The organism is Sphingomonas lacunae, assembly GCF_012979535.1.
GTDB classification, from domain to species: domain Bacteria; phylum Pseudomonadota; class Alphaproteobacteria; order Sphingomonadales; family Sphingomonadaceae; genus Sphingopyxis; species Sphingopyxis lacunae.
Genome location: NZ_CP053015.1, coordinates 311,117 through 329,908, shown reverse-complemented (window position 1 = coordinate 329,908; position 18,792 = coordinate 311,117). Strand labels below are relative to the sequence as shown.

General features: G+C 65.4%; 15 protein-coding genes. 6 read left to right on the top strand and 9 right to left on the bottom strand.

Annotation, left to right across the window (positions count from 1 at the left end):
- The first annotated feature begins 175 nt into the window (after positions 1–175).
- Positions 176–730 carry a hypothetical protein gene (locus tag GV829_RS01445; protein WP_169943485.1) on the top strand — a complete coding sequence of 185 codons (555 nt, stop codon included), beginning with the start codon at positions 176–178 and terminating at the stop codon, positions 728–730.
- A 3-nt stretch (positions 731–733) separates the two neighbouring features.
- Positions 734–1,237 carry a DUF2846 domain-containing protein gene (locus GV829_RS01440; protein ID WP_169943484.1) on the top strand — a complete coding sequence of 168 codons (504 nt, stop codon included), beginning with the start codon at positions 734–736 and terminating at the stop codon, positions 1,235–1,237.
- 80 nt (positions 1,238–1,317) lie between these two features.
- On the opposite strand, the gene GV829_RS01435 is transcribed toward GV829_RS01440, so the two are convergent.
- A complete protein-coding gene (locus tag GV829_RS01435) occupies positions 1,318–4,047 on the bottom strand; it encodes a TonB-dependent receptor (protein ID WP_169943483.1) in 2,730 nt (909 codons plus the stop codon).
- Positions 4,048–4,069: 22 nt separating this feature from the next.
- Here GV829_RS01435 and GV829_RS01430 point away from each other — a divergent pair, with 22 nt between their 5' ends.
- Positions 4,070–4,504 (top strand): hypothetical protein, encoded by a 435-nt coding sequence (locus GV829_RS01430; protein ID WP_169943482.1) that lies wholly within the window; start codon positions 4,070–4,072, stop codon positions 4,502–4,504.
- Positions 4,419–5,792: a class II 3-deoxy-7-phosphoheptulonate synthase gene (locus tag GV829_RS01425; RefSeq protein WP_169943481.1), complete on the top strand. Its 1,374-nt coding sequence runs from the start codon at positions 4,419–4,421 to the stop codon at positions 5,790–5,792. Before GV829_RS01430 ends, GV829_RS01425 begins: the two co-directional genes overlap by 86 nt.
- A 112-nt stretch (positions 5,793–5,904) precedes the next feature.
- Here the strand turns inward: GV829_RS01425 and GV829_RS01420 are convergent, their stop codons facing one another.
- The 7 genes from GV829_RS01420 to GV829_RS01390 all read right to left on the bottom strand — a co-directional run bounded on the left by GV829_RS01420 (position 5,905) and on the right by GV829_RS01390 (position 15,476).
- Positions 5,905–6,678 carry an enoyl-CoA hydratase-related protein gene (locus tag GV829_RS01420; protein ID WP_169943480.1) on the bottom strand — a complete coding sequence of 258 codons (774 nt, stop codon included), beginning with the start codon at positions 6,676–6,678 and terminating at the stop codon, positions 5,905–5,907.
- Complete coding sequence (locus GV829_RS01415; RefSeq protein ID WP_169943479.1) at positions 6,675–7,718, bottom strand: enoyl-CoA hydratase/isomerase family protein; 1,044 nt, start codon at positions 7,716–7,718, stop codon at positions 6,675–6,677. The genes GV829_RS01420 and GV829_RS01415 overlap by 4 nt, the downstream gene beginning before the upstream one ends.
- Positions 7,715–8,860, bottom strand: a complete 1,146-nt coding sequence (locus GV829_RS01410; protein ID WP_169943478.1) for an acyl-CoA dehydrogenase family protein — start codon at positions 8,858–8,860, stop codon at positions 7,715–7,717. The genes GV829_RS01415 and GV829_RS01410 overlap by 4 nt, the downstream gene beginning before the upstream one ends.
- 18 nt (positions 8,861–8,878) lie before the next feature.
- A complete protein-coding gene (gene purU / locus GV829_RS01405; RefSeq protein WP_425505431.1) occupies positions 8,879–9,745 on the bottom strand; it encodes a formyltetrahydrofolate deformylase in 867 nt (288 codons plus the stop codon).
- Positions 9,746–9,841: 96 nt separating this feature from the next.
- Positions 9,842–13,099, bottom strand: coding sequence for an error-prone DNA polymerase (locus tag GV829_RS01400; RefSeq protein WP_169943477.1), 3,258 nt, complete (start codon positions 13,097–13,099; stop codon positions 9,842–9,844).
- 9 nt (positions 13,100–13,108) lie between these two features.
- Complete coding sequence (locus GV829_RS01395) at positions 13,109–14,701, bottom strand: Y-family DNA polymerase (RefSeq protein WP_169943476.1); 1,593 nt, start codon at positions 14,699–14,701, stop codon at positions 13,109–13,111.
- Positions 14,601–15,476, bottom strand: a complete 876-nt coding sequence (locus GV829_RS01390) for an ImuA family protein (protein WP_169943475.1) — start codon at positions 15,474–15,476, stop codon at positions 14,601–14,603. The genes GV829_RS01395 and GV829_RS01390 overlap by 101 nt, the downstream gene beginning before the upstream one ends.
- Positions 15,477–15,684: 208 nt before the next feature.
- Between GV829_RS01390 and GV829_RS01385 the strand changes: the two genes are divergently transcribed.
- Entirely contained in the window at positions 15,685–16,818 is a 1,134-nt protein-coding gene (locus GV829_RS01385) for a zinc-binding dehydrogenase (protein WP_169943474.1), read from the top strand.
- A gap of 118 nt (positions 16,819–16,936) precedes the next feature.
- On the top strand, positions 16,937–17,707 hold the full coding sequence (locus tag GV829_RS01380; RefSeq protein ID WP_169943473.1) for an SDR family NAD(P)-dependent oxidoreductase: 771 nt from the start codon (positions 16,937–16,939) through the stop codon (positions 17,705–17,707).
- Between the two features lie 63 nt (positions 17,708–17,770).
- Here the strand turns inward: GV829_RS01380 and GV829_RS01375 are convergent, their stop codons facing one another.
- On the bottom strand, positions 17,771–18,667 hold the full coding sequence (locus tag GV829_RS01375; RefSeq protein WP_169943472.1) for an acyl-CoA thioesterase: 897 nt from the start codon (positions 18,665–18,667) through the stop codon (positions 17,771–17,773).
- Positions 18,668–18,792 lie beyond the last annotated feature (125 nt).

The window sequence follows — 18,792 nt, the reverse complement described above, 5'->3', positions numbered from 1 at the left end:
TGCGCGCTTGACCGCGCATTGTTGTGGCCTAAAGCTGTCCCCGATGGGGATGCATTCACAGATGGTTGGGTTGGCGTTGTCCGCCTTGGTTCTATCTGCCTTGGAACCATCCCCGTCAGTTGCCCAATCATCTGAAAATACTGCGATTATTCAATCGGCTTCGGGTCAGGCTGCGGTGCAGCCGATCCAATCTGGCGGCACCGAAGGAGCAGGCGAGGCCGCGCCGCCTGTTCCCGCTGCGATTCCCGCTGGCACTCCCATTGTCATCCGCATCATCGATTCGGTGAGTTCTTCAACCGCGACGCAGGGTCAGTTTTTTCCCATCGAACTGGCTGAGCCAATCATGCTGGGCGACCGGGACGTTGTCCCCGCTGGCATTCGCGGCGAGGGGCAGGTGGTCCATGCCCGCCACCGTGGCTGGGGCGGGGGTGCTGGTGAACTCATCCTTGCTGCCCGCTATCTGCAATGGGGTGATCGCCGTATTGCCTTGCGCGCCTTCCATCTCGGTGTTGCCGGGCGGGATGGTGCCACCTCCTCGCTCGTCGCAACCGTGGCCGTTGGTGTCGTTGGCGCCTTTGTCACCGGCCGCAGCGCCAATGTGCCCGCAGGTTCGCTGGCTACGGCCCGTCTGGTGGAACCCATTGTGCCCGAACTGCCAGTAACGGCGCCAGCCACCCAAATTTTACCCGTGGTTGACGCACCCGCGCCTGCCACATCAACAGGAGAATGACCCATGAAGTTTTTCCAAGCGCCGCGATTGGCCATGGCGGCGGTTGCAGCCAGTCTTGCCGTTGCGGCTCCGGCGTATGCTGGTGATGGCACGGCGGTCCCCACCACCCTGCCTACCGCTCCGGCTGACATGGGTCAGGTGATTTTCTGGCGACCCGGCACCATGGTCGGTGGCGCGATGGGGTGCGGTGTCAATCAGGGCACGGAACGGATCAGCGCGCTGGGCGCTGGCAAATATTTCATCCTCAACCTGACGCCGGGCACACACAGCTTTAACGCGCGCAGTGAGGCGCGCGACGAGCTGACGCTCGAAGTCGAGCCGGGTGAAACCTATTATGTCCGCTGCACCATCCGCATGGGCATCATGGTCGGCCGCCCCAATCTCGCCCCTTCGACGGCGGAAGAATTCAACACGCGCCGTGACAGCCTCAAATATGTCGACAGCGATGACGTCGGCCCCCGCGTCCTGCCGGATCCGGGTGCAGCGGCGGCCCCGGCTGCTGGCTGATCGGCGAACGGCGCGCTTTGCCCGCCGAGCGCAGGTTCAAACAAAGAAGGCCGGGCGTCACTGCCCGGCCTTTTCCGTTTTCAGAACTGCTTGCGGAAGCTGAGTTCCACCCGTCGACCGAGCGGGTCGATCAGGCCCGGCTGATACCGCAGCGGAACCAGCCCCGCCTCGTCACGCACGTTCAACCGATCGTTGAACAGATTGTCGACTGACAGGCGGATGCGCGATCCCTTCAGGAAAGGCACCGCCTCGACCAATGATGTCTGCTGGTCAAAGTTGACAAAGGCGCGCAGGTTGACGGTGAACAGGCCTGAAAAGCGCAGGTCGGATGCCGTGCCACCGCCCACCGCCGGACCGCCTTCGACCGTGGTGCCCGATTGCCAGGTGCCGTTGCCGCGCACGCCAAAGCCGCGATAGAACCAGCCGCCGTCAAATTCGATCTGATGGCGCGGGCTACCGCCGTTCGCACCGGTTGCCGAACCGTCGAGCAGGTCGAGCACCGGCACACCGGGGCGAATGACAATCTCGTCCTGGAAACGCACAGTGTGGAATGCCGCGAGCGACCAGCGCCCGCCCATGCTGCCGGGGCCGCCGAACATCCCGCGCATTCCGCCACCGCCCATGCGCGGTCCGCCGCCGGGCCTGCCGCCACCGGGCGCGCCGGCCTGTGGGCCGCCGGCTCCGCCAGGGCTACCCGCTCCGGGGGGAGGGCCCCCGGCGCCGGGAGGCGGTCCGCCCGCGCCCATGCCGGGTCCGCGCCCGCCGCCGGGGCCACCGGCTGGCTGGCCAAAGCTGCGCGAAAAGCTGATGCCCCAGCGCAATTGCTCACCGCGTGTCGCGGCGAAATTGACGGGCCGCTGGTCAACGCTGATGATGCGCCCACTGGCGTCGCGCGTCACCCTTCCGGGGAAAGCGGCCTCAATTTCGGGCGTAAGCGCAGGCAGCTCCGATGTCGTGTTGCGGCTGCGCGTCCGGCCATAGGTCGCGGTCAGCAACAGGTCGGTTTCGGCAATCGGCCGCCAGTTGGCGGTCAGCTTCATGTCGCGCCGGGTCTCCGCGAGCAGCCCTCGATTGCCGCCGGTGATGACATCGGCCAAAACGGTTTCGCCCCGGCTATAGTCATAGACAGCGCGCAATGGTGTGACCAGCAAGGGGGCGCCCAGCTGGCTCACGCTCGGGGCGTTTTCCTCGCCGATCCAGCTGGCGATCAGGTCGACCCGCTCGATCGGCGACCAGGTGCCGCCCACTGTCCAGCTGGTCAGCGTGCGGAAATCGGATACGTCCCTTAACGCATAACGGCCATTGACCGACAGGTCGCCCAGCGCCGCCAATACATCATCGGACCGGCTGGCAATCGGCACGTCGATGTTGGCGCTGCCGGTCCATGCGGTGCGGCTCAGGTCGGTCAGCGTCGTCACGCCCGCCCGGTCGGACAGGCTGTCAAAACTGATGCCACGCCATCCGGCCTGCAATGTCGTCCGGACCCGCCCGGCGGGCAGGTCGAACAAGGTGCCGGAAAGGACCAGGTCGGCATCGCCGGTGCTTGATGTCGATTGTGTCCGGTCCGGCGCGAGCAGGGTCACCAAAGCGGCGGGATCGGCGACAAAGGCATTGGCACCGGCGTTCACCGCAATCTGCAACGCGTTCAGGTCAACGCCGCGGTCGCTTGTCGCTTCGGTCTCCACCCGGTCATAATTGCCGGTCAGCGTCCAGCGCCAGCGGCCCAGCCGCCCGTCGCTGCTCACCCCGGCATGATAGCTGTCGTTGCGGCTGCTGCCGGTCAAGGGACCGTCGGGGGCATAGGCGCGGGTCAACAACACATCATTGGTCATCGGGTTGAACGGATTGGCACCCGGAACCGTGATGCTGCCGCCGGACAGGCCCAACAAGCTGTCCCGGGTTTCCCGCTCGAACCGGATGTTGGCAGACCCATTGACCCGTTCGGCCAACGGCCGGGCCAGCGTTGCGTCGATACTGATCGTGTCGCCACCAGGCAAAAGCGTGCGGACAGCAGCCTGATCGGTACTGACCGGCACCGGCGCGGTGGCAAAGGCGGACAGGCTGCCGCCGCCTGCGGGCACTCCGGCAATGGTTGTTGCCCGGCCGGCCGCGGCTGACAGGGCAGGGTCAATCTCTCCGCCGCCCGGCGCCGTGATCACCCCGGTCAGCGCCAGCGGGATCGCCGGTTGTGACTGGATGATGTCCCGCTCGGCTTCGGTCAGCGGCGTCAATCGCTCATATTCGGCGGTGATATTCAGCCGCGACTTGCCGCGCAGCCTCAATATCGATGCCTCGACCTCCTGGTTCCAGCGCCCGCCATCCGTCGCGCCGCCCGCCTCCACCTCAGTGGTGATGGCAAAGAAATTGTCCTTCAGGATGAAATTGATCACCCGCTGGTCAGCGGCATAGCCATAATCCAGCGCGACTTCCTCGGGGAAGATTTCGACCCGGGCGATGGCTTCGGGCGGCAGGTTGCGGATTTCGCCGAATCCTGACACGCGCCGTCCGTCGACCAGTACCACCGGCGGGCCGCTGCCGCGCCCGCGGCCGGACCGGGTCTGGACGGACAGGGCGGCGACCAGATCAGCGGCGCTGGAGGCGCCATAGCTGGCGACCGCCTGCTCATCGAGGATCTGGTCGGCGGGAATGTCCGAAATCACGCTGGCGGCGGACCGGCTGGCCGTGACAATGATGTCGCCGCCCGCCACCTCATCATCAGCAGACGGCCCTGTGTCGCCACCGGGAAAGGTCGCTTCCTGCGTCTCTTCGGCAGCGACTGTTGCGGCTTCATCTTCAGCCGCCACTGCCACTGCAGGAGGAAAGGAAAGGGTTATGGCCGCCGCTGCAAGCAGCATGGCCCGGGGGGAGGGGGAGAAAGGCACCTGTTTTCCTCTGATCGCCTGGTTCGATGATTCTGACACGGTGGCGGCCCTCATGGGTCTCAACCAGCTATGTCAGGTCCGGATGAACGACAAGTGTCGCAAAATTGTGCCCCACCCCGGCAGCTTGAATCCGGACGCTTTCACAGGTGGGATTTGTTTCACCGGAAACAAGTCCCTTGACAAAATGCATTTGTCTTTCCGGGCGCAAGCAAAACAGACTAGGCAAAGCCCGATTTTGCGCGCATGGGCGCTGGTTCAACAGTCTTGTGCTTATAGTGTGATCGAAGGAAGGACGAACCGTGGCGGCAAATTGGACGCCCGACAGCTGGAAACAGGCCGAAGCGAGGCAGATGCCGCATTGGCCGGATGCGACGGCATTGGCTGAGGTCGAAAGCGAACTGTCAAATTATCCGCCGCTGGTGTTTGCCGGTGAGGCGCGCAATCTGAAGGCCGATCTGGCCCGTGTGGTCAGCGGTCGCGCCTTCCTGCTCCAGGGCGGCGACTGCGCCGAAAGCTTTGCCGAATTTCATCCGAACAATATCCGCGACACCTTCCGCGTCATCCTGCAGATGGCCGTCGTCCTCACCTTTGCCTCCAAATTGCCGGTGGTAAAGGTCGGCCGCATGGCGGGCCAGTTCGCCAAGCCGCGCTCGGCGGACATGGAAAGCATCGATGGTGTCGAACTGCCCAGCTATCGCGGCGACATCATCAATGACATCGCCTTCACCGCCGAAGGCCGCGTGCCCGATCCACGCCGCATGGTCCGCGCCTATTCGCAGTCGGCGGCGACGCTGAACCTGCTGCGCGCCTTTGCGCAGGGCGGCTATGCCAACCTGCACCAGGTCAACGCCTGGACCCATGATTTCATGGGCCGCAGCCCCTGGGCCGAACAATATCGCGGCATCGCCAACCGCATCGGCGAGGCGCTCGACTTCATGGCCGCTTGCGGCATCGATGCCGACAGCGTGCCCCAGCTCAAGACCGCCAGCTTCTACACCAGTCACGAAGCGCTGCTGCTCCCCTATGAGCAGGCGCTGACCCGGCAGGACAGCCTGACCGGCGATTGGTACGACACCAGCGCCCACATGCTGTGGATCGGTGACCGCACCCGTTTTGAAGGCTCGGCGCATGTCGAATATCTGCGTGGCGTCGGCAACCCGATCGGCATGAAGGTCGGCCCGTCGATGCAGCCCGACGCCTTGCTGCGCCTGCTCGACACGCTCAATCCCGCGCGGGAGGCCGGCCGGATGACCCTCATCAGCCGCTATGGCCATGACAAGGTCGAGGCCGGGCTCGCCCCGCTGGTTGCCGCGGTCAAGCGTGAGGGGCATCCGGTCATCTGGTCCTGTGACCCGATGCACGGCAATGTCATAAAGACCGACAATGGCTACAAGACCCGCCCGTTCGAGCGGATCCTCAGCGAGGTCGAGGGCTTCTTTGCCGTCCACCGCGCCATGGGCACCCATGCCGGCGGCATCCACATCGAGATGACCGGCCAGAATGTCACCGAATGCACCGGCGGCGCGGTTGATGTTACCCAGCTCGATCTGGCTGACCGCTACCACACCCATTGCGACCCGCGTCTCAACGCGGCTCAGAGCATTGAACTGGCATTCAAGCTCGCCGAGATGCTCAACCGCGAAATGCAGGAACGGCAGAAAGAGGCTGCCTGAGCGGTCATTGCCGGTTATGAACAAGAAAAGGGCAGCCTATCAAATGGATAGGCTGCCCTTTCTTATTGGCTAGGAGGGTGAGGGGGCGCGAAAAGCCGCTCTATCTCGCCCTCTACTTGCCCGACCAGTTGCCCGGCCGCTTCTCGATAAACGCCGCCATCCCTTCCTTCTGATCCTCGCTGCCGAACAGTCCGTGGAACAGCCGCCGTTCGAACACCACGCCCTGCTGCAATGTCGTCTCGAACGCCGCATTGACCATTTCCTTGCAGGCGATGGCCGCCAGCGGCGCCATGCCGGCAATGATCTCGGCGCTTTTCACCGCTTCGTCGACCAGTTCCGCCACCGGCACGACCCTCGCCACCAGCCCGGCCGCTTCGGCTTCGGTCGCGCCCATCATCCGTCCGGTCAGGCACATTTCCATCGCCTTGGCCTTGCCGATCGCCCGCGTCAGCCGCTGCGATCCGCCCATGCCCGGCGTCACCGCCAGCTTGATTTCGGGCTGGCCGAACTTGGCATTGTCGCCGGCGATGATGAAATCCGCCATCATCGCAAGCTCACAGCCGCCGCCCAGCGCAAAGCCCGACACGGCGGCAATCCACGGCTTGCGGGTCGCGGTCACCCGGTCATAGCCAGCGAAGAAGTTGCTGCCATACATGTCGGCAAAGCTCTGCGACGACATCTCCTTGATGTCCGCGCCTGCGGCAAAGGCCTTTTCGCTGCCGGTCAGCACCGCACACCGCTGGCTGTCGTCGGCATCAAAGGCGGCAAAGGCATCGATCAAATCGGTCAGCACCTGGCTATTGAGCGCGTTGAGCGCCTCGGGCCGGTTGAGCCGGATCAGCGTCACCGCGCCGCGCTGTTCAACAAGGATGGTCTCATAGGTCATAGCGGTTTCCATTCCTCTTCGGCGGGCAGAGCCGCAAAAATACTGTCGATCAGTTCGTCGCTCACCGTTTCCGGCGTCGGCGGGTTCCAAGCAGGCGCATTGTCCTTGTCGACGATCACCGCCCGCACGCCCTCGGCAAAGTCGGGCCGGGTCAGGACGCGGCTGGCGATGCGATACTCCATCACCATGTTCGCCGCGAAATCGGCGCAGGTCAGGCTGTCGGCCAATTGCCGCAGCGCCACCTTGCACGTTTGCGGGCTCTTGGTCGCCAGAGTGGCCAGCGTTGCCTGATTCCACTCCGCATTGCCATTGGCCAGCGCGCCGAGGATGTCCTCATAGCGGTCCGAATTGAACATCCGCGCAATCGCATCCGCATGGGCGGCGATCCTGGCTTCGGGCGGCGTCACCGACAGGGCATCGAGCACCGTCTCCGCATCCCCGCCCGCCGCGATCCGCGCCTTGGCTTCGGGCAGGCTCTCGGCGCTGAGATAATGGGTGGCGAGGCCGGCCCACAGGCATTCCGCCCCATCAAGCCGCGCCCCGGTCAGCGCCAGATATTGCCCCAGTCGCCCCTTCAGGCGGGAGAGGTACCAGCCCCCGCCGACATCGGGGAACAGGCCGATGCCTGTTTCGGGCATGGCAAAGCGCGTGTTCTCGGTCGCCACGCGGAAGCGCGCGGGCTGCGAAATGCCGACGCCGCCGCCCATGGTGATGCCGTCCATGAAGGCGACCACCGGCTTGGCATAGGTGAAGATCAGATGGTTGAGCTGATATTCGTCTTGGAAGAACTGGCGTCCCGACACCCCGCCATCGTTCAGAGCCGAATTGCGGAGGAAGGCGATGTCGCCACCCGAACAGAAACCGCGCCCTTCGGCATGGTCGATCATCACGACCTTCACCGCCGCATCTTGGGCCCATGCCTGCAACGCCGGCACCATCGCATGGACCATGTCGAGGGTCAGCGCATGGATCGCCTTGGGCCGGTTGAGGCTGATGATGCCGGCAACACCGTCCCGGCGTGTCAAAATTTCGTCCGTCATTGCCGCAACAGGTCCCGTCCTACGATCATCCGCATCACCTGATTGGTCCCCTCCAGGATCGAATGGACTCGCAAATCGCGCCAGAATCGCTCAATCGGATAGTCTTTCAGATAGCCATAGCCGCCGAACAGTTGCAGCGCGTCATTGACCACCTTGCTGCCATTGTCGGTCGCCAGCCGCTTGGCCATGGCCGAAAAGCGGCTCTTGTCCGGTGCCCCCGCCGTAACCTTTGCTGCCGCCATGTACAGCAGGGCTCGCGCCGCCTCGAGGTCGGTGACCATGTCGGCAAGCATGAACTGGGTGTTCTGGAAATCGGCAATCGGCTGGCCGAACTGCTGCCGTTCCTTGGTATATTTGACCGCCTCGTCGAGGCAGCGCTGTGCGCCACCGAGCGAACAGGCGCCAATGTTGAGCCGCCCGCCGTCGAGCCCCGCCATGGCAAAGCGGAAACCGTCGCCTTCCGCCCCGACGCGGTTGGCGACCGGCACCTTCACATTGTCGAACATCACCTGCGCGGTAGGCGACGCGTTCCAGCCGAGCTTGCGCTCCTTGGCGCCGAAACTGACGCCGGGCATATCCTTGTCGATGACGAGGCAGCTGATGCCCTTGGCACCATCACCGCCGGTGCGGACCATGGTGACGTAAATGTCATTGACCCCGGCGCCGGAGATGAACTGCTTGGTGCCGTTGACCACATAATGGTCGCCTTCCAGCCGGGCCGTGGTCTTGAGCGCCGCCGCGTCGGAGCCCGAGCCGGGTTCGGTCAGGCAATAGCTCGCCATCTTCTCCATGCCGACCAGATCGGGGAGATAGCGCGCCTTCAATTCGGTGCTGGCGAACGTGTCGATCATCCACGCTGCCATATTGTGGATCGAGATGAAGGCACTGGTGGCCGGGCAGCCATAGGCCATCGCCTCCATGATCAGCGCCGCTTCCAGCCGGCCGAGGCCGATGCCGCCGCTCTCCTCAGAGACGTAAATCGCTGCAAAACCGAGTTCAGCTGCGGACTTGATCACATCCTTGGGGAAATGGCCCGTTTCATCCCACTCCGCTGCAAAGGGTGTGATGGCATCGGCGGTGAATTTGCGGGCCATGTCCTGAATGGCAACCTGGTCCTCGGTCAGGGCAAACTGGTCGGTCATAGACTTTGATCCATGGGGTTAGCGGAAAACGACGGTGCGATGGCCGTTGAGCAGAACGCGGTGCTCGGCGATCCAGCTGACCGCACGGGCCAGAACCTGCGCCTCTATATCGCGTCCCTTGGCAATCAGGTGGTCGACCGTGTCTCGGTGGTCAACACGGTCGGATTGCTGCTCGATGATTGGCCCTTCGTCGAGGTCGGTGGTGACGAAATGGGCGGTTGCGCCAATCAGTTTGACACCCCGCGCATGCGCTTGGTGATACGGCTTGGCTCCCTTGAAGCTGGGCAGGAAACTGTGATGAATGTTGATGCAGCGACCTGCCAGCGCCTCGACGGTCGGGGCTGACAATATCTGCATATATCGCGCCAGCACCAGCAGCTCTGCTTGGCTCTCTCGGAACAGGTCGAGCAGGGCTTGCTCTTGGGCAGCCTTGTCAGCTTTGTCCACTGGCAGGTGATGATAGGGCAAGCCATGCCATTCGGTCAGGCTGCGCAATGTTTCGTGGTTGGAAACCACCCCGACCGGTTCGACCGGCAGACTGCCGATCGACCAGCGGTGCAACAGGTCGTTGAGGCAATGCGAGGTGTTGGACACCGCGATCAGCACGCGTGGCCGTCGCGCCGCATTGTTCAGCGTCCAGTCGAGGTCGAATTTATCTGCAACGGCGGCGATCAGGTGGCGTAGCGAGACCTCATCGTCGGGAAAGCCCTCCCCTCCTTGCTGGAACACGACCCGCATGAAAAAGCGGCCGGACTCCAGATCGGCATATTGCTGGCTGTCGATGATGAAGCCATCGGCGTCGGCCAGCGCACCGGTCACTGCCGCGACAATCCCCACCTGGTCACGACAGGTAAAGGTCAATATCCATTGTTCAGTCATTGTCATGGCCCATTGCCGTAGCAAGATGGACAGCCGTAGCAAGTCCCCTGCTGTGCAGTTTTGCACGGCGTTTTTGCCTGTCCTTGCCCCGGCCCTTGCGGCTCAATGGAAATCGCGCGATTTCGGCAGGATGCGGACATTGCGCGGGTGGCTGGCGCTTTTGGCCGCGCCGCGCTGGTGCTGCGGGTGGAGGAATTCATCGGCGCGCGACAGGGTGACCGGCGTTCCGCCGTCGGTCAGCCGCGCGAGCAGGGGCGAGCGGTCCTCGACATACCGCGCCATCAGGTGGACGATGCCCTCGGGGCTGCGCTGCACCTCGCCCTCGACCAGCATCAGCCGCGCCGCCATCACCTCGCGCCGGTACCGCTCGAACAGGCGCGCCCACAGCACGATGTTGGTCACCCCTGTCTCATCCTCGATGCTGATGAAAATCGCATTGCCCTTGCCCGGTCGCTGGCGGACCAGCACCACACCCGCCGTCCGGACGATCCGCCCATTGCGCGCCGCGCTCACCCCGGCGCAGGTCAGCACCCGGTCGGGCACCAGCAGGGGGCGCAGATGGGCCATCGGATGCCCTTTCAGTGACAGGCGCAGCGTCTGGTAATCGACTGCGACCTGCTCCGCCGCCGCCATTTCGGGTAGCGCCATGTCAGGTTCCGCTGCCAGTTCGCGTGCTGCCGCCGCGACGAACAACGGCAATTCGCCATCGGGCGTGCGCCGCGCTGACCACAGCGCCTCGCGCCGGTCGAGCCCCAATGAGCCAAAGGCATCGGCATCGGCCAGCCGCTTCAGTGCCGCCTGTGGCAGTTCGGCCCGCCGTGCGACATCTTCCATGTCGGCAAAGCGCCCCCCCGCTGCCCGCGCCGCGACGATCCGTTCGGCCCAGTCGCGCCGGAACCCGTCCATCTGCCGAAAGCCGATCCTAAGGGCGAGGGGGTCCCCCTCCAGCCCATTGTCCCAGCCGCTCGCATTGACGTCGAGCGGCCGCACCTCGACACCATGCTCCTGCGCGTCGCGGACGATCTGCGCCGGCGCGTAAAATCCCATCGGCTGCGCGTTGAGCAGGGCACAGGCGAACACCGCAGGGTAATGGCATTTCAGCCAGGAGGAGACATAGACCAGCCGGGCAAAACTGATCGCGTGGCTTTCGGGAAAGCCATAGCTGCCGAACCCCTCGATCTGGCGATAGCAGCGCTCGGCAAAGTCGCGCTCATAGCCGCGCCTTACCATCCCCTCGACCATCTTGGTGCGGAACTGGTTGATCGTCCCGACATTGCGGAACGTCGCCATCGCCCGCCGCAGCCGGTTGGCATCGGCGTCGGAAAACTCCGCCGCGACGATGGCGAGCTTCATCGCCTGTTCCTGGAACAGCGGCACGCCCAGCGTCTTGCCCAGCACCCCCTCCAGCTCGTTCGCCGGCCAGGGCGGGCGGGGTGAGGGATATTCAGGCTTTTCCTTGCCCTGCCTCCGCCTGAGATAGGGGTGGACCATCTCCCCCTCGATCGGCCCGGGACGGACAATCGCCACCTGGATCGCCAGGTCATAGAAACAGCGCGGCCGCATCCGTGGCAGCATGTTGATCTGCGCCCGGCTCTCGACCTGGAACACGCCGATGCTGTCGGCGGCGCACAGCATGTCATAGACCGCCGGGTCCTCCCACGGGATCGTCTCCAGCCCATGGTCGCCCAGCCCATGTCGCCGCATCAGCTCAAAACCCTTGCGCACACAGGTCAGCATGCCGAGCGCGAGGATATCGACCTTCATCAGGCCGAGCGCGTCAATGTCATCCTTGTCCCATTCGATGAAGGTCCGGTCCTCCATCGCCGCATTGTGGATCGGCACCGTCTCGTCGAGCCGGTCCTGCGTCAGTACATAGCCGCCGACATGCTGTGACAGATGCCGGGGGAATTGCAGGATGGCATCGACCATCGCCTTCAGGCGCAGCATCGCCGGATTACCGGGGTCAAAGCCTGCCTCGACCAGCCGCTCCTCCTTCATGCTGATCGAATAGCTGCCCCAGGTCGTGCCGCTCAGCTTGGCCGTCACATCGTCCGAAAAGCCGAGCGCCTTGCCAACCTCGCGCACCGCGCTGCGCGGCCGGTAATGGATCACCGTCGCGGCGATGGCGGCACGGTGGCGGCCATAGCGGCGATAGATATACTGCATCACCTCCTCGCGCCGCTCATGCTCGAAATCGACGTCAATGTCGGGCGGCTCGTTGCGCTCCTCGGAAACAAAGCGGGAGAAGAGCAGGTCAAATTCCATCGGGTCGACCGATGTGATGCCCAGCAAAAAGCACACTGCCGAATTGGCCGCCGATCCCCTGCCCTGGCACAGGATCGGCGGCTCCTGGCTGCGGGCAAACCGGACGATGTCATGCACCGTCAGGAAATAGGGGGCATAGCGCCGCGCCCGGATGATGCGGAACTCCTCGGCCAGCAGCCCCTGCAATTTCGTCGGTATCCCGCCGGGATAGCGCGCCCCCGCGGCCTCCATTGTCAGATGCTCGAGCCAGTCCTGCGCCTCCCACCCGCCCGGCACCGGCTCGTCGGGATATTGGTATTTCAGGTCGTCGAGCGTGAAGCTGATCCGCGCAAGGATGTCCCCGGTTGCTGCCAGCGCCTCGGGGCAGGTGCGGAACAGACGCGCCATTTCCGCCGGCGGCTTCAGGTGCCGCTCGGCATTGGCCAGCAATCGTCGCCCGGCGCTGGCAATTGTCACCTTTTCGGCGATGCAGGTCATGACATCATGCAGCGGCCTTTGCGCCGCTGTGGCATAGAGCGCGTCATTGGTGGCGACCAAGGGCACGCCGGTCCGCGCCGCCAGCGCGCATTGCCGCGCCAACCGCCGATGATCGCTGCCGCCGCGCGGCATCACCGCCGCCAGCCACACCGCGCCGGGAAAGGCCGCGCCCATCCGCGCGACAAAGGCTTCCTGCCGTGGCCCCGCCATCAGGATGAACAGCATCTCGTCGGCCAGTTCCATCAGGTCATCAAGCCTGAGGATGCAGTCGCCTTTCTCCGCCCGCCGGTTGCCCAGCGTCAGCAGGCGCGTCAGCCGCCCCCAGCCGTGCCGCGTCGCCGGATAGGCGATGATGTCGGGCGTGCCATCGGCAAACACCAGCCTCGCCCCGACCACCAGGCGAAAGTCGGGCAGGGTGATGCCTTCCTCCGCCGCATCCTCGCGCGCACGACGCAGCGTGACATGCGCCCGCACCACCCCCGCCACCGTGTTGCGGTCGGCAATGCCGATGCCGCTCATGCCCAGCTCCAGCGCCCGGCCGACCATGTCCCCCGGATGCGACGCCCCGCGCAAAAAGGAAAAGGCTGTCGCCGCGACCAGCTCGGCAAAGGCGGTCATGGCCGCTTCTCACACAAATACGCCATGCACATACCAGCCGGGATCGCGCACCTCGTCGCCATACAGGCCATGGCGGAACACCCACAGCCGCCGCCCGCGCGCATCCTCGACGCGGTAATAATCGCGGGTCAGCCCCGGCGTGTCGCGGTTCCACCATTCGGCGGCAATCCGCTCCGGCCCCTCATAGCGGGTGACATCATGCAGCCGCCGCTGCCAGCGGAACCGCTGCGGCGGGCCATCGGGCACTTCGGCCATCACCTGGATCGGTTGCGGCGGGTCGAACAGATGGATCGGCCGGGTCGGCGGCTCGCCCTCCTCACGCTCCCCCTGCCATGGCGCCGGCGGCGGCGCGGAAACCAGCGGCAGTGCCAGCACGCCCTGCTCTGGGATATGCCGGTCCTGCTCAATCAGCCGCCGTACCCGCCCCTCGCCATGCCGGGTCGCCAGCCGGTCGCCCAGCGCCACCAGCGCCGCCTCATCCTTGCCCGCGTTGCTTGCGCTGCCGCCTTCGAGCACCAGCTGCGTCGGCGCGACATCATCGAGCCGCGGCACTGCCAGCCGGATCAGGTCAAAACCGAAGCCGGGGTCAATCGGGTCGGCCAGCGCGTCGATCCGTTCGGCGAACAGGCGCATCACCACCTCGGCATCGCGCACCGGCAGGCTCGTCTCGACCGCCAGATCGCGCACCGCGCCATCGCTGCGGAACAGCCGTACGGCAAAGCGCCGCCCGCCCTTGCCGCGCGCCTCGAGCCTCTGCGCCGCCTCGCGCACCAGTTCCCCGATCACCGCTACCGCCTCTTCGGTCCGTGCCAGTGGCTCGGCAAAACGCCGGGCAAAGGCCAGCGCCGGCGGCACCCGGCGCGGTGACAGGCGGCTGTCGCTGCGCCCCAACATGCGTGCCAGCGCCTCGCTCGCTTCCTCGCCAAAGCGGGCGGAGAGCGGCGCGGTGGGCCGTCCGGCAAGGTCGCCAATCGTGCGCAGCCCGGCCCGGCGCAATCCGGTCACCGCCTCTTCCTCCAGCCGCAGCGCGGCAATCGGCAGGCGGCGGATCGCCGCCTCCTCGTCGGGCGCGGGCACCGTCTGGAACCGTGCCAGCGCCTGCGCCGCCTCGGGCGTGCCGGCAAAGGCATGGCGCAGCGACAGGCCCATAGCGCCGATCCGTTCCTCGGCATCTGCCGCCATCGCCCTCTCACCACCGAACAGATGCGCCGCACCGGTGATATCGAGCGTCAGCCCGTCTAGCGGGTCGAGCGCGACCAGCGGCGTATAGCGGTCGGCCATGTCAGCCAACGCCTCCAGCCAGCGCGCATCGGCCAGCGGATCGGCCTCGATCGTTTCCAGATCGGGCACGCGTGCCCGCGCATCGGCCAGCGACAGGCCGGGGGCCAGGCCTTGTGCCGCCGCCGCTTCATCGACAGCAGTCAATATCACCGCACCGCGATGCTTTTCGACACAGGCGATCGGTACCGGCCATGGCTCGCGCCCCGCCGCCCGTCGCTCGCTATGCAGCCGATCGGTCGACAGAAAGGGAAAGGTCAGGGCGAGAAAGCGCCGCTGCGCCCGCGTGCCTCCCTTGGGCGGCCGCGCCGGATTTGCCGCCATAAACGGCGGCGATGGCGCTGCCGATTCGGCGGGTGACGGGCTCTTCGTCGCGCCGGTTGCGACTACCCGGTTCGATGAAACAGCCTTGCTCACGGTTCCACTCCACTAACCAGCGCCCGCCCGCCGGGCGGCCACGCTGTCGCATGATTGTCAGGTCGAGCGCCGGATGACCGGGGGCATTGGCCTCCAGAGGGGCCGATGGTGCCGATGTCACCTGCCAGCGTGTCCAGGCCGCCGATGGCACCAGTTCGGCCGCCACCCTCAGCATCAGCGCGGTGACGCCTGATTGCTCGGCCGCCATTGCCAACCGCCGGCTCGCGGTCAGGTCGAGGGCAGGGGCCCCTTGCCACAGCTCGATCACCGCCACACCCACCGCCGGGCATCGCACCACCTCCGCCGCCGCCTTCAGGATGGCTAGCGCATCGGGCAGCAGGGCGATGGTCAGCACCGCCGGATCAAGGCCGATCTCGGCCAGTCCCGGCCCGTACAGCCCGCCGCCGCGCCGCTGCGCCTCATCCTGCCGCAACCACACCAGCGGCCCACCCGCCTGCCGCGCCAGCATCGCGGCAAAGCCTGCCACCGCCGCTGCATCCTCGGCCTCGGCGGCAAACAGCTCGTGCAACCGCGCGCGCATCATCCCGCCGTCCAGCGCGGCGTCGATCGCGGCATGACCGGTCGGCACCCGCTCCGGGTCCGCCGTTGCCGTTTGCTGCTGTCGCTCGATGGCGGCAAGTTGCCGCCGCAAGCGGGAGAGGGCGTGCGCCGACTCGCTCATGGCGATTCCGTTCAATGTTCTTACTTTGTTCTAAAATGCCATGCCGCCGGAACGAGTCAAGCATTGATCGATGCTCCTGCCATCGTCGGATGCCGCAACGGCAAGCCGTCCAACCATACCCCTTTTACAAAAAGCGCTTGGGCCAGCCCCGCACAGCGCCTAGTCTGCGCGCCAGAAACCATCATCAAAGACTCTTGAGGAGAAACACATGAGCGACCTGCCCACCGATGGCCTGGCCCTGTTTTCGACCGCTACCGGCGACGGCACCATGAAGGTGACGCTCGAGCCGCAGGTACTTGCCCCGCTCGCCGATGACGAACTGCTGCTCCGCGTCGAAGCGACGCCGATCAACCCGTCGGACCTCGGCTTGCTGTTCGGCCCCGGCGATGTCAGCACCGCCCGCGTTGACAGCAGCGCCGCCAACCCGACGCTGGTGATGGACATTTTCCCGCACATGGCGCGCATGGTCACCGCCCGGCTCGATCAGCCGATGCCGGTCGGCAACGAAGGCGCGGGCACCGTTGTCGCCGCTGGCGCCTCGGCGGCGGCGCAGGCGCTGGTCGGCCGCGTCGTCGCCACCTTTGGCGGGGCGATGTACCGCAAATACCGTGTGGTGAAAGTCTCCGACGCGATGGTCCTGCCCGAAGGCGCGACCGCCCGTGAAGGTGCGTCGCTGACGGTCAATCCGCTCACCGCCCTGTCGATGATCGCCACCATGCGCCGTGAAGGCTATAGCGCGCTCGTCCACACCGCTGCTGCCTCGAACCTCGGCCAGATGCTCGTCCGCCTGTGCCAGGCCGAAGGGGTGCAGCTGGTCAACATAGTCCGCTCGGCGGAACAGGTCGCCATCCTCAAGGGGCTGGGTGCGGACCATGTCATCGACAGCTCGACCCCCGATTTCTTCGACCGTCTCGTTGACGCGCTCGTCGCCACGGGCGCGACGCTCGCCTTTGACGCCATCGGCGGTGGCAAGCTTGCCGGGCAGATCCTCACCGCGATGGAGGCCGCCGCCGCCCGCACCGGCGCAGGCTTCTCGGTCTATGGTTCGACCGTCCACAAACAGGTCTATATCTACGGCTCGCTCGACACCGGCCCGACCGAATTCAACCGCAGCTTTGGCCTGCAATGGGGCATTGGCGGCTGGCTGTTGACCCCGCAGCTGATGAAGATGCCGGGCGAAGTCGCCGGCATGCGCCAGCGTGTCATCGACGAACGCAATGGCATCTTCGCCAGCCACTACACTGCCGACATCAGCCTCAGGGACATGCTCAATCCGGAGATTGCCAAGGCCTATCAGGCCAAGGCCACCGGCACCAAATATCTCGTCAACCCCTCGGCCTGAGCCCATCCTCCCCTTCAGGGGAGGGGGACCATCCGCAGGATGGTGGAGGGGCAGGCCCGCTGATGCGCCACAACGCAACCGCCGCCGTCCCTCCCGTCCAGCCTAACAGGAGACCCCCATGCAATCCCTCTTTGACCTCAGCGGCAAGACCGCGATCATCACCGGCTCGACCCGTGGCATCGGCAAGGCGATTGCCGAACATTATGCGCTGCACGGTGCCAATGTCGTCATCTCCAGCCGCACGGCGGAAGCCTGCGAGGCCGTCGCCGCCGAAATCAACGCGCGCGGGCAGGGCAAGGCGGTGGCTATCCCTGCCAGCATCTCGTCCAAGGCGGCGCTTGAGGACATGGTGGCTAGGGCGCGTGATGCCTTTGGTCCTATCGACATCCTCGTCGCCAATGCCGCGTCCAACCCCTATTACGGCCCGGCCGGCGGCATCTCGGACGAACAGTTCCGCAAGATCCTCGACAACAACATCCTGTCGAACCACTGGCTGGCGCAGCTTGTCCTGCCGGACATGATCGAGAAAAAGGACGGCGCGATCATCATCGTCAGCTCGATTGGCGGCCTGAAGGGTTCGGAAACCATCGGCGCCTATTGCATTTCCAAGGCCGCCGACATGCAGATCGCCCGCAACTATGCGGTCGAATATGGCCGCCACAACATCCGCACCAACTGCATCGCCCCCGGCCTGATCCGCACCGATTTCGCCAAGGCGCTGTGGGACAATCCGGCGGCGGAGGAGCGCTTCAACACGCAGCACCCGATGCGCCGCATGGGTATCTCCGAAGACCTCGCCGGCGCCGCCCTGCTCCTCGGCAGCCGCGCCGGGGCCTACATCAACGGCCAGACCATCGTCGTCGACGGCGGCAGCACCATTTCAGGCTAAGCTCCGGCTTCAAGGCCCCTCCCTTCCAAGGGAGGGGTTGGGGTGGGTGCCGCTATGCGCCTCTCACGCCGGCTTTCTGTACCGGATCAGCCCTTCCTGCGCGACACTCGCCACCAGCCTGCCGTCACGTGTATAGAAACGCCCGCGGTTGAACCCGCGCGCTCTTCCCGCCCAGGGGCTGTCCATCGCATAGAGCAGCCAGTCATCGACGCGGAAATCGTCGTGGAACCACACAGCGTGGTCGAGGCTGGCGTTCATGAACCCCGGCACTTGCCAATTGACCCCGTGTGGCAGCGCGCAGGTGCCGAGCAGCATCATGTCCGACGCATAGGCGAGGATGGCGCGGTGCAGGTTCAGGTCATCGCCAATCGGCGCGCCCAGCCGCATCCAGCAATGGGCAAAGGGCTGCTGCGGTTCGGGCCGCGCGATCGACCGCCGCTCGATCGGCCGCACCTCGATCGGTCGCATTGCCTGGAACCGGTTGAGCAGCGCCGCGCTTTGCGGGTCGGTCTCCTGCGCGATCCGCTCCTGTTCGGTCATCAGCACGTCGGGGCCGGGGACATTGGGCATCGGCTCCTGATGGTGGAACCCTTCCTCCAGCTTGTGGAACGATGCGGTCATCGTCAGGATCGGCCGCTCGGATTGCAGCGCGATGATCCGCCGGGTCGAGAAACTGCCACCGTCAAAATCCTGCCGCACCTGATAGTCGATTTCCTGCGACTCATCGCCCGCGCGCATGAAATAGCAGTGCAGCGAATGGAGATGGCGTGACGGCTCGACATCCTTCATCGCCGCCATCAGCCCCTGCGCGATCACCTGTCCGCCGAACACCCGGCCCTGACCGCCCGGCTGGCGTGAACCGGTGAACAGCAGCTCGCCCTTGGGCGTCAGATCGAGCAGCCGCAGCAACTGCTCGACGCGGCCTTCGATGGTTTCGGCGGGCTGTTCGTCGGTGGTCATCGCGGCTTGTCCTTGCGGTTGGGAGGGAATGCTGCACTGCCGCATAACCGCCTGCTTCGCAATCACCATACTGCGATTAAGAATTTTCTCGCATCAGCGAGGTTAATCGCGCTAGCCTCTCGACC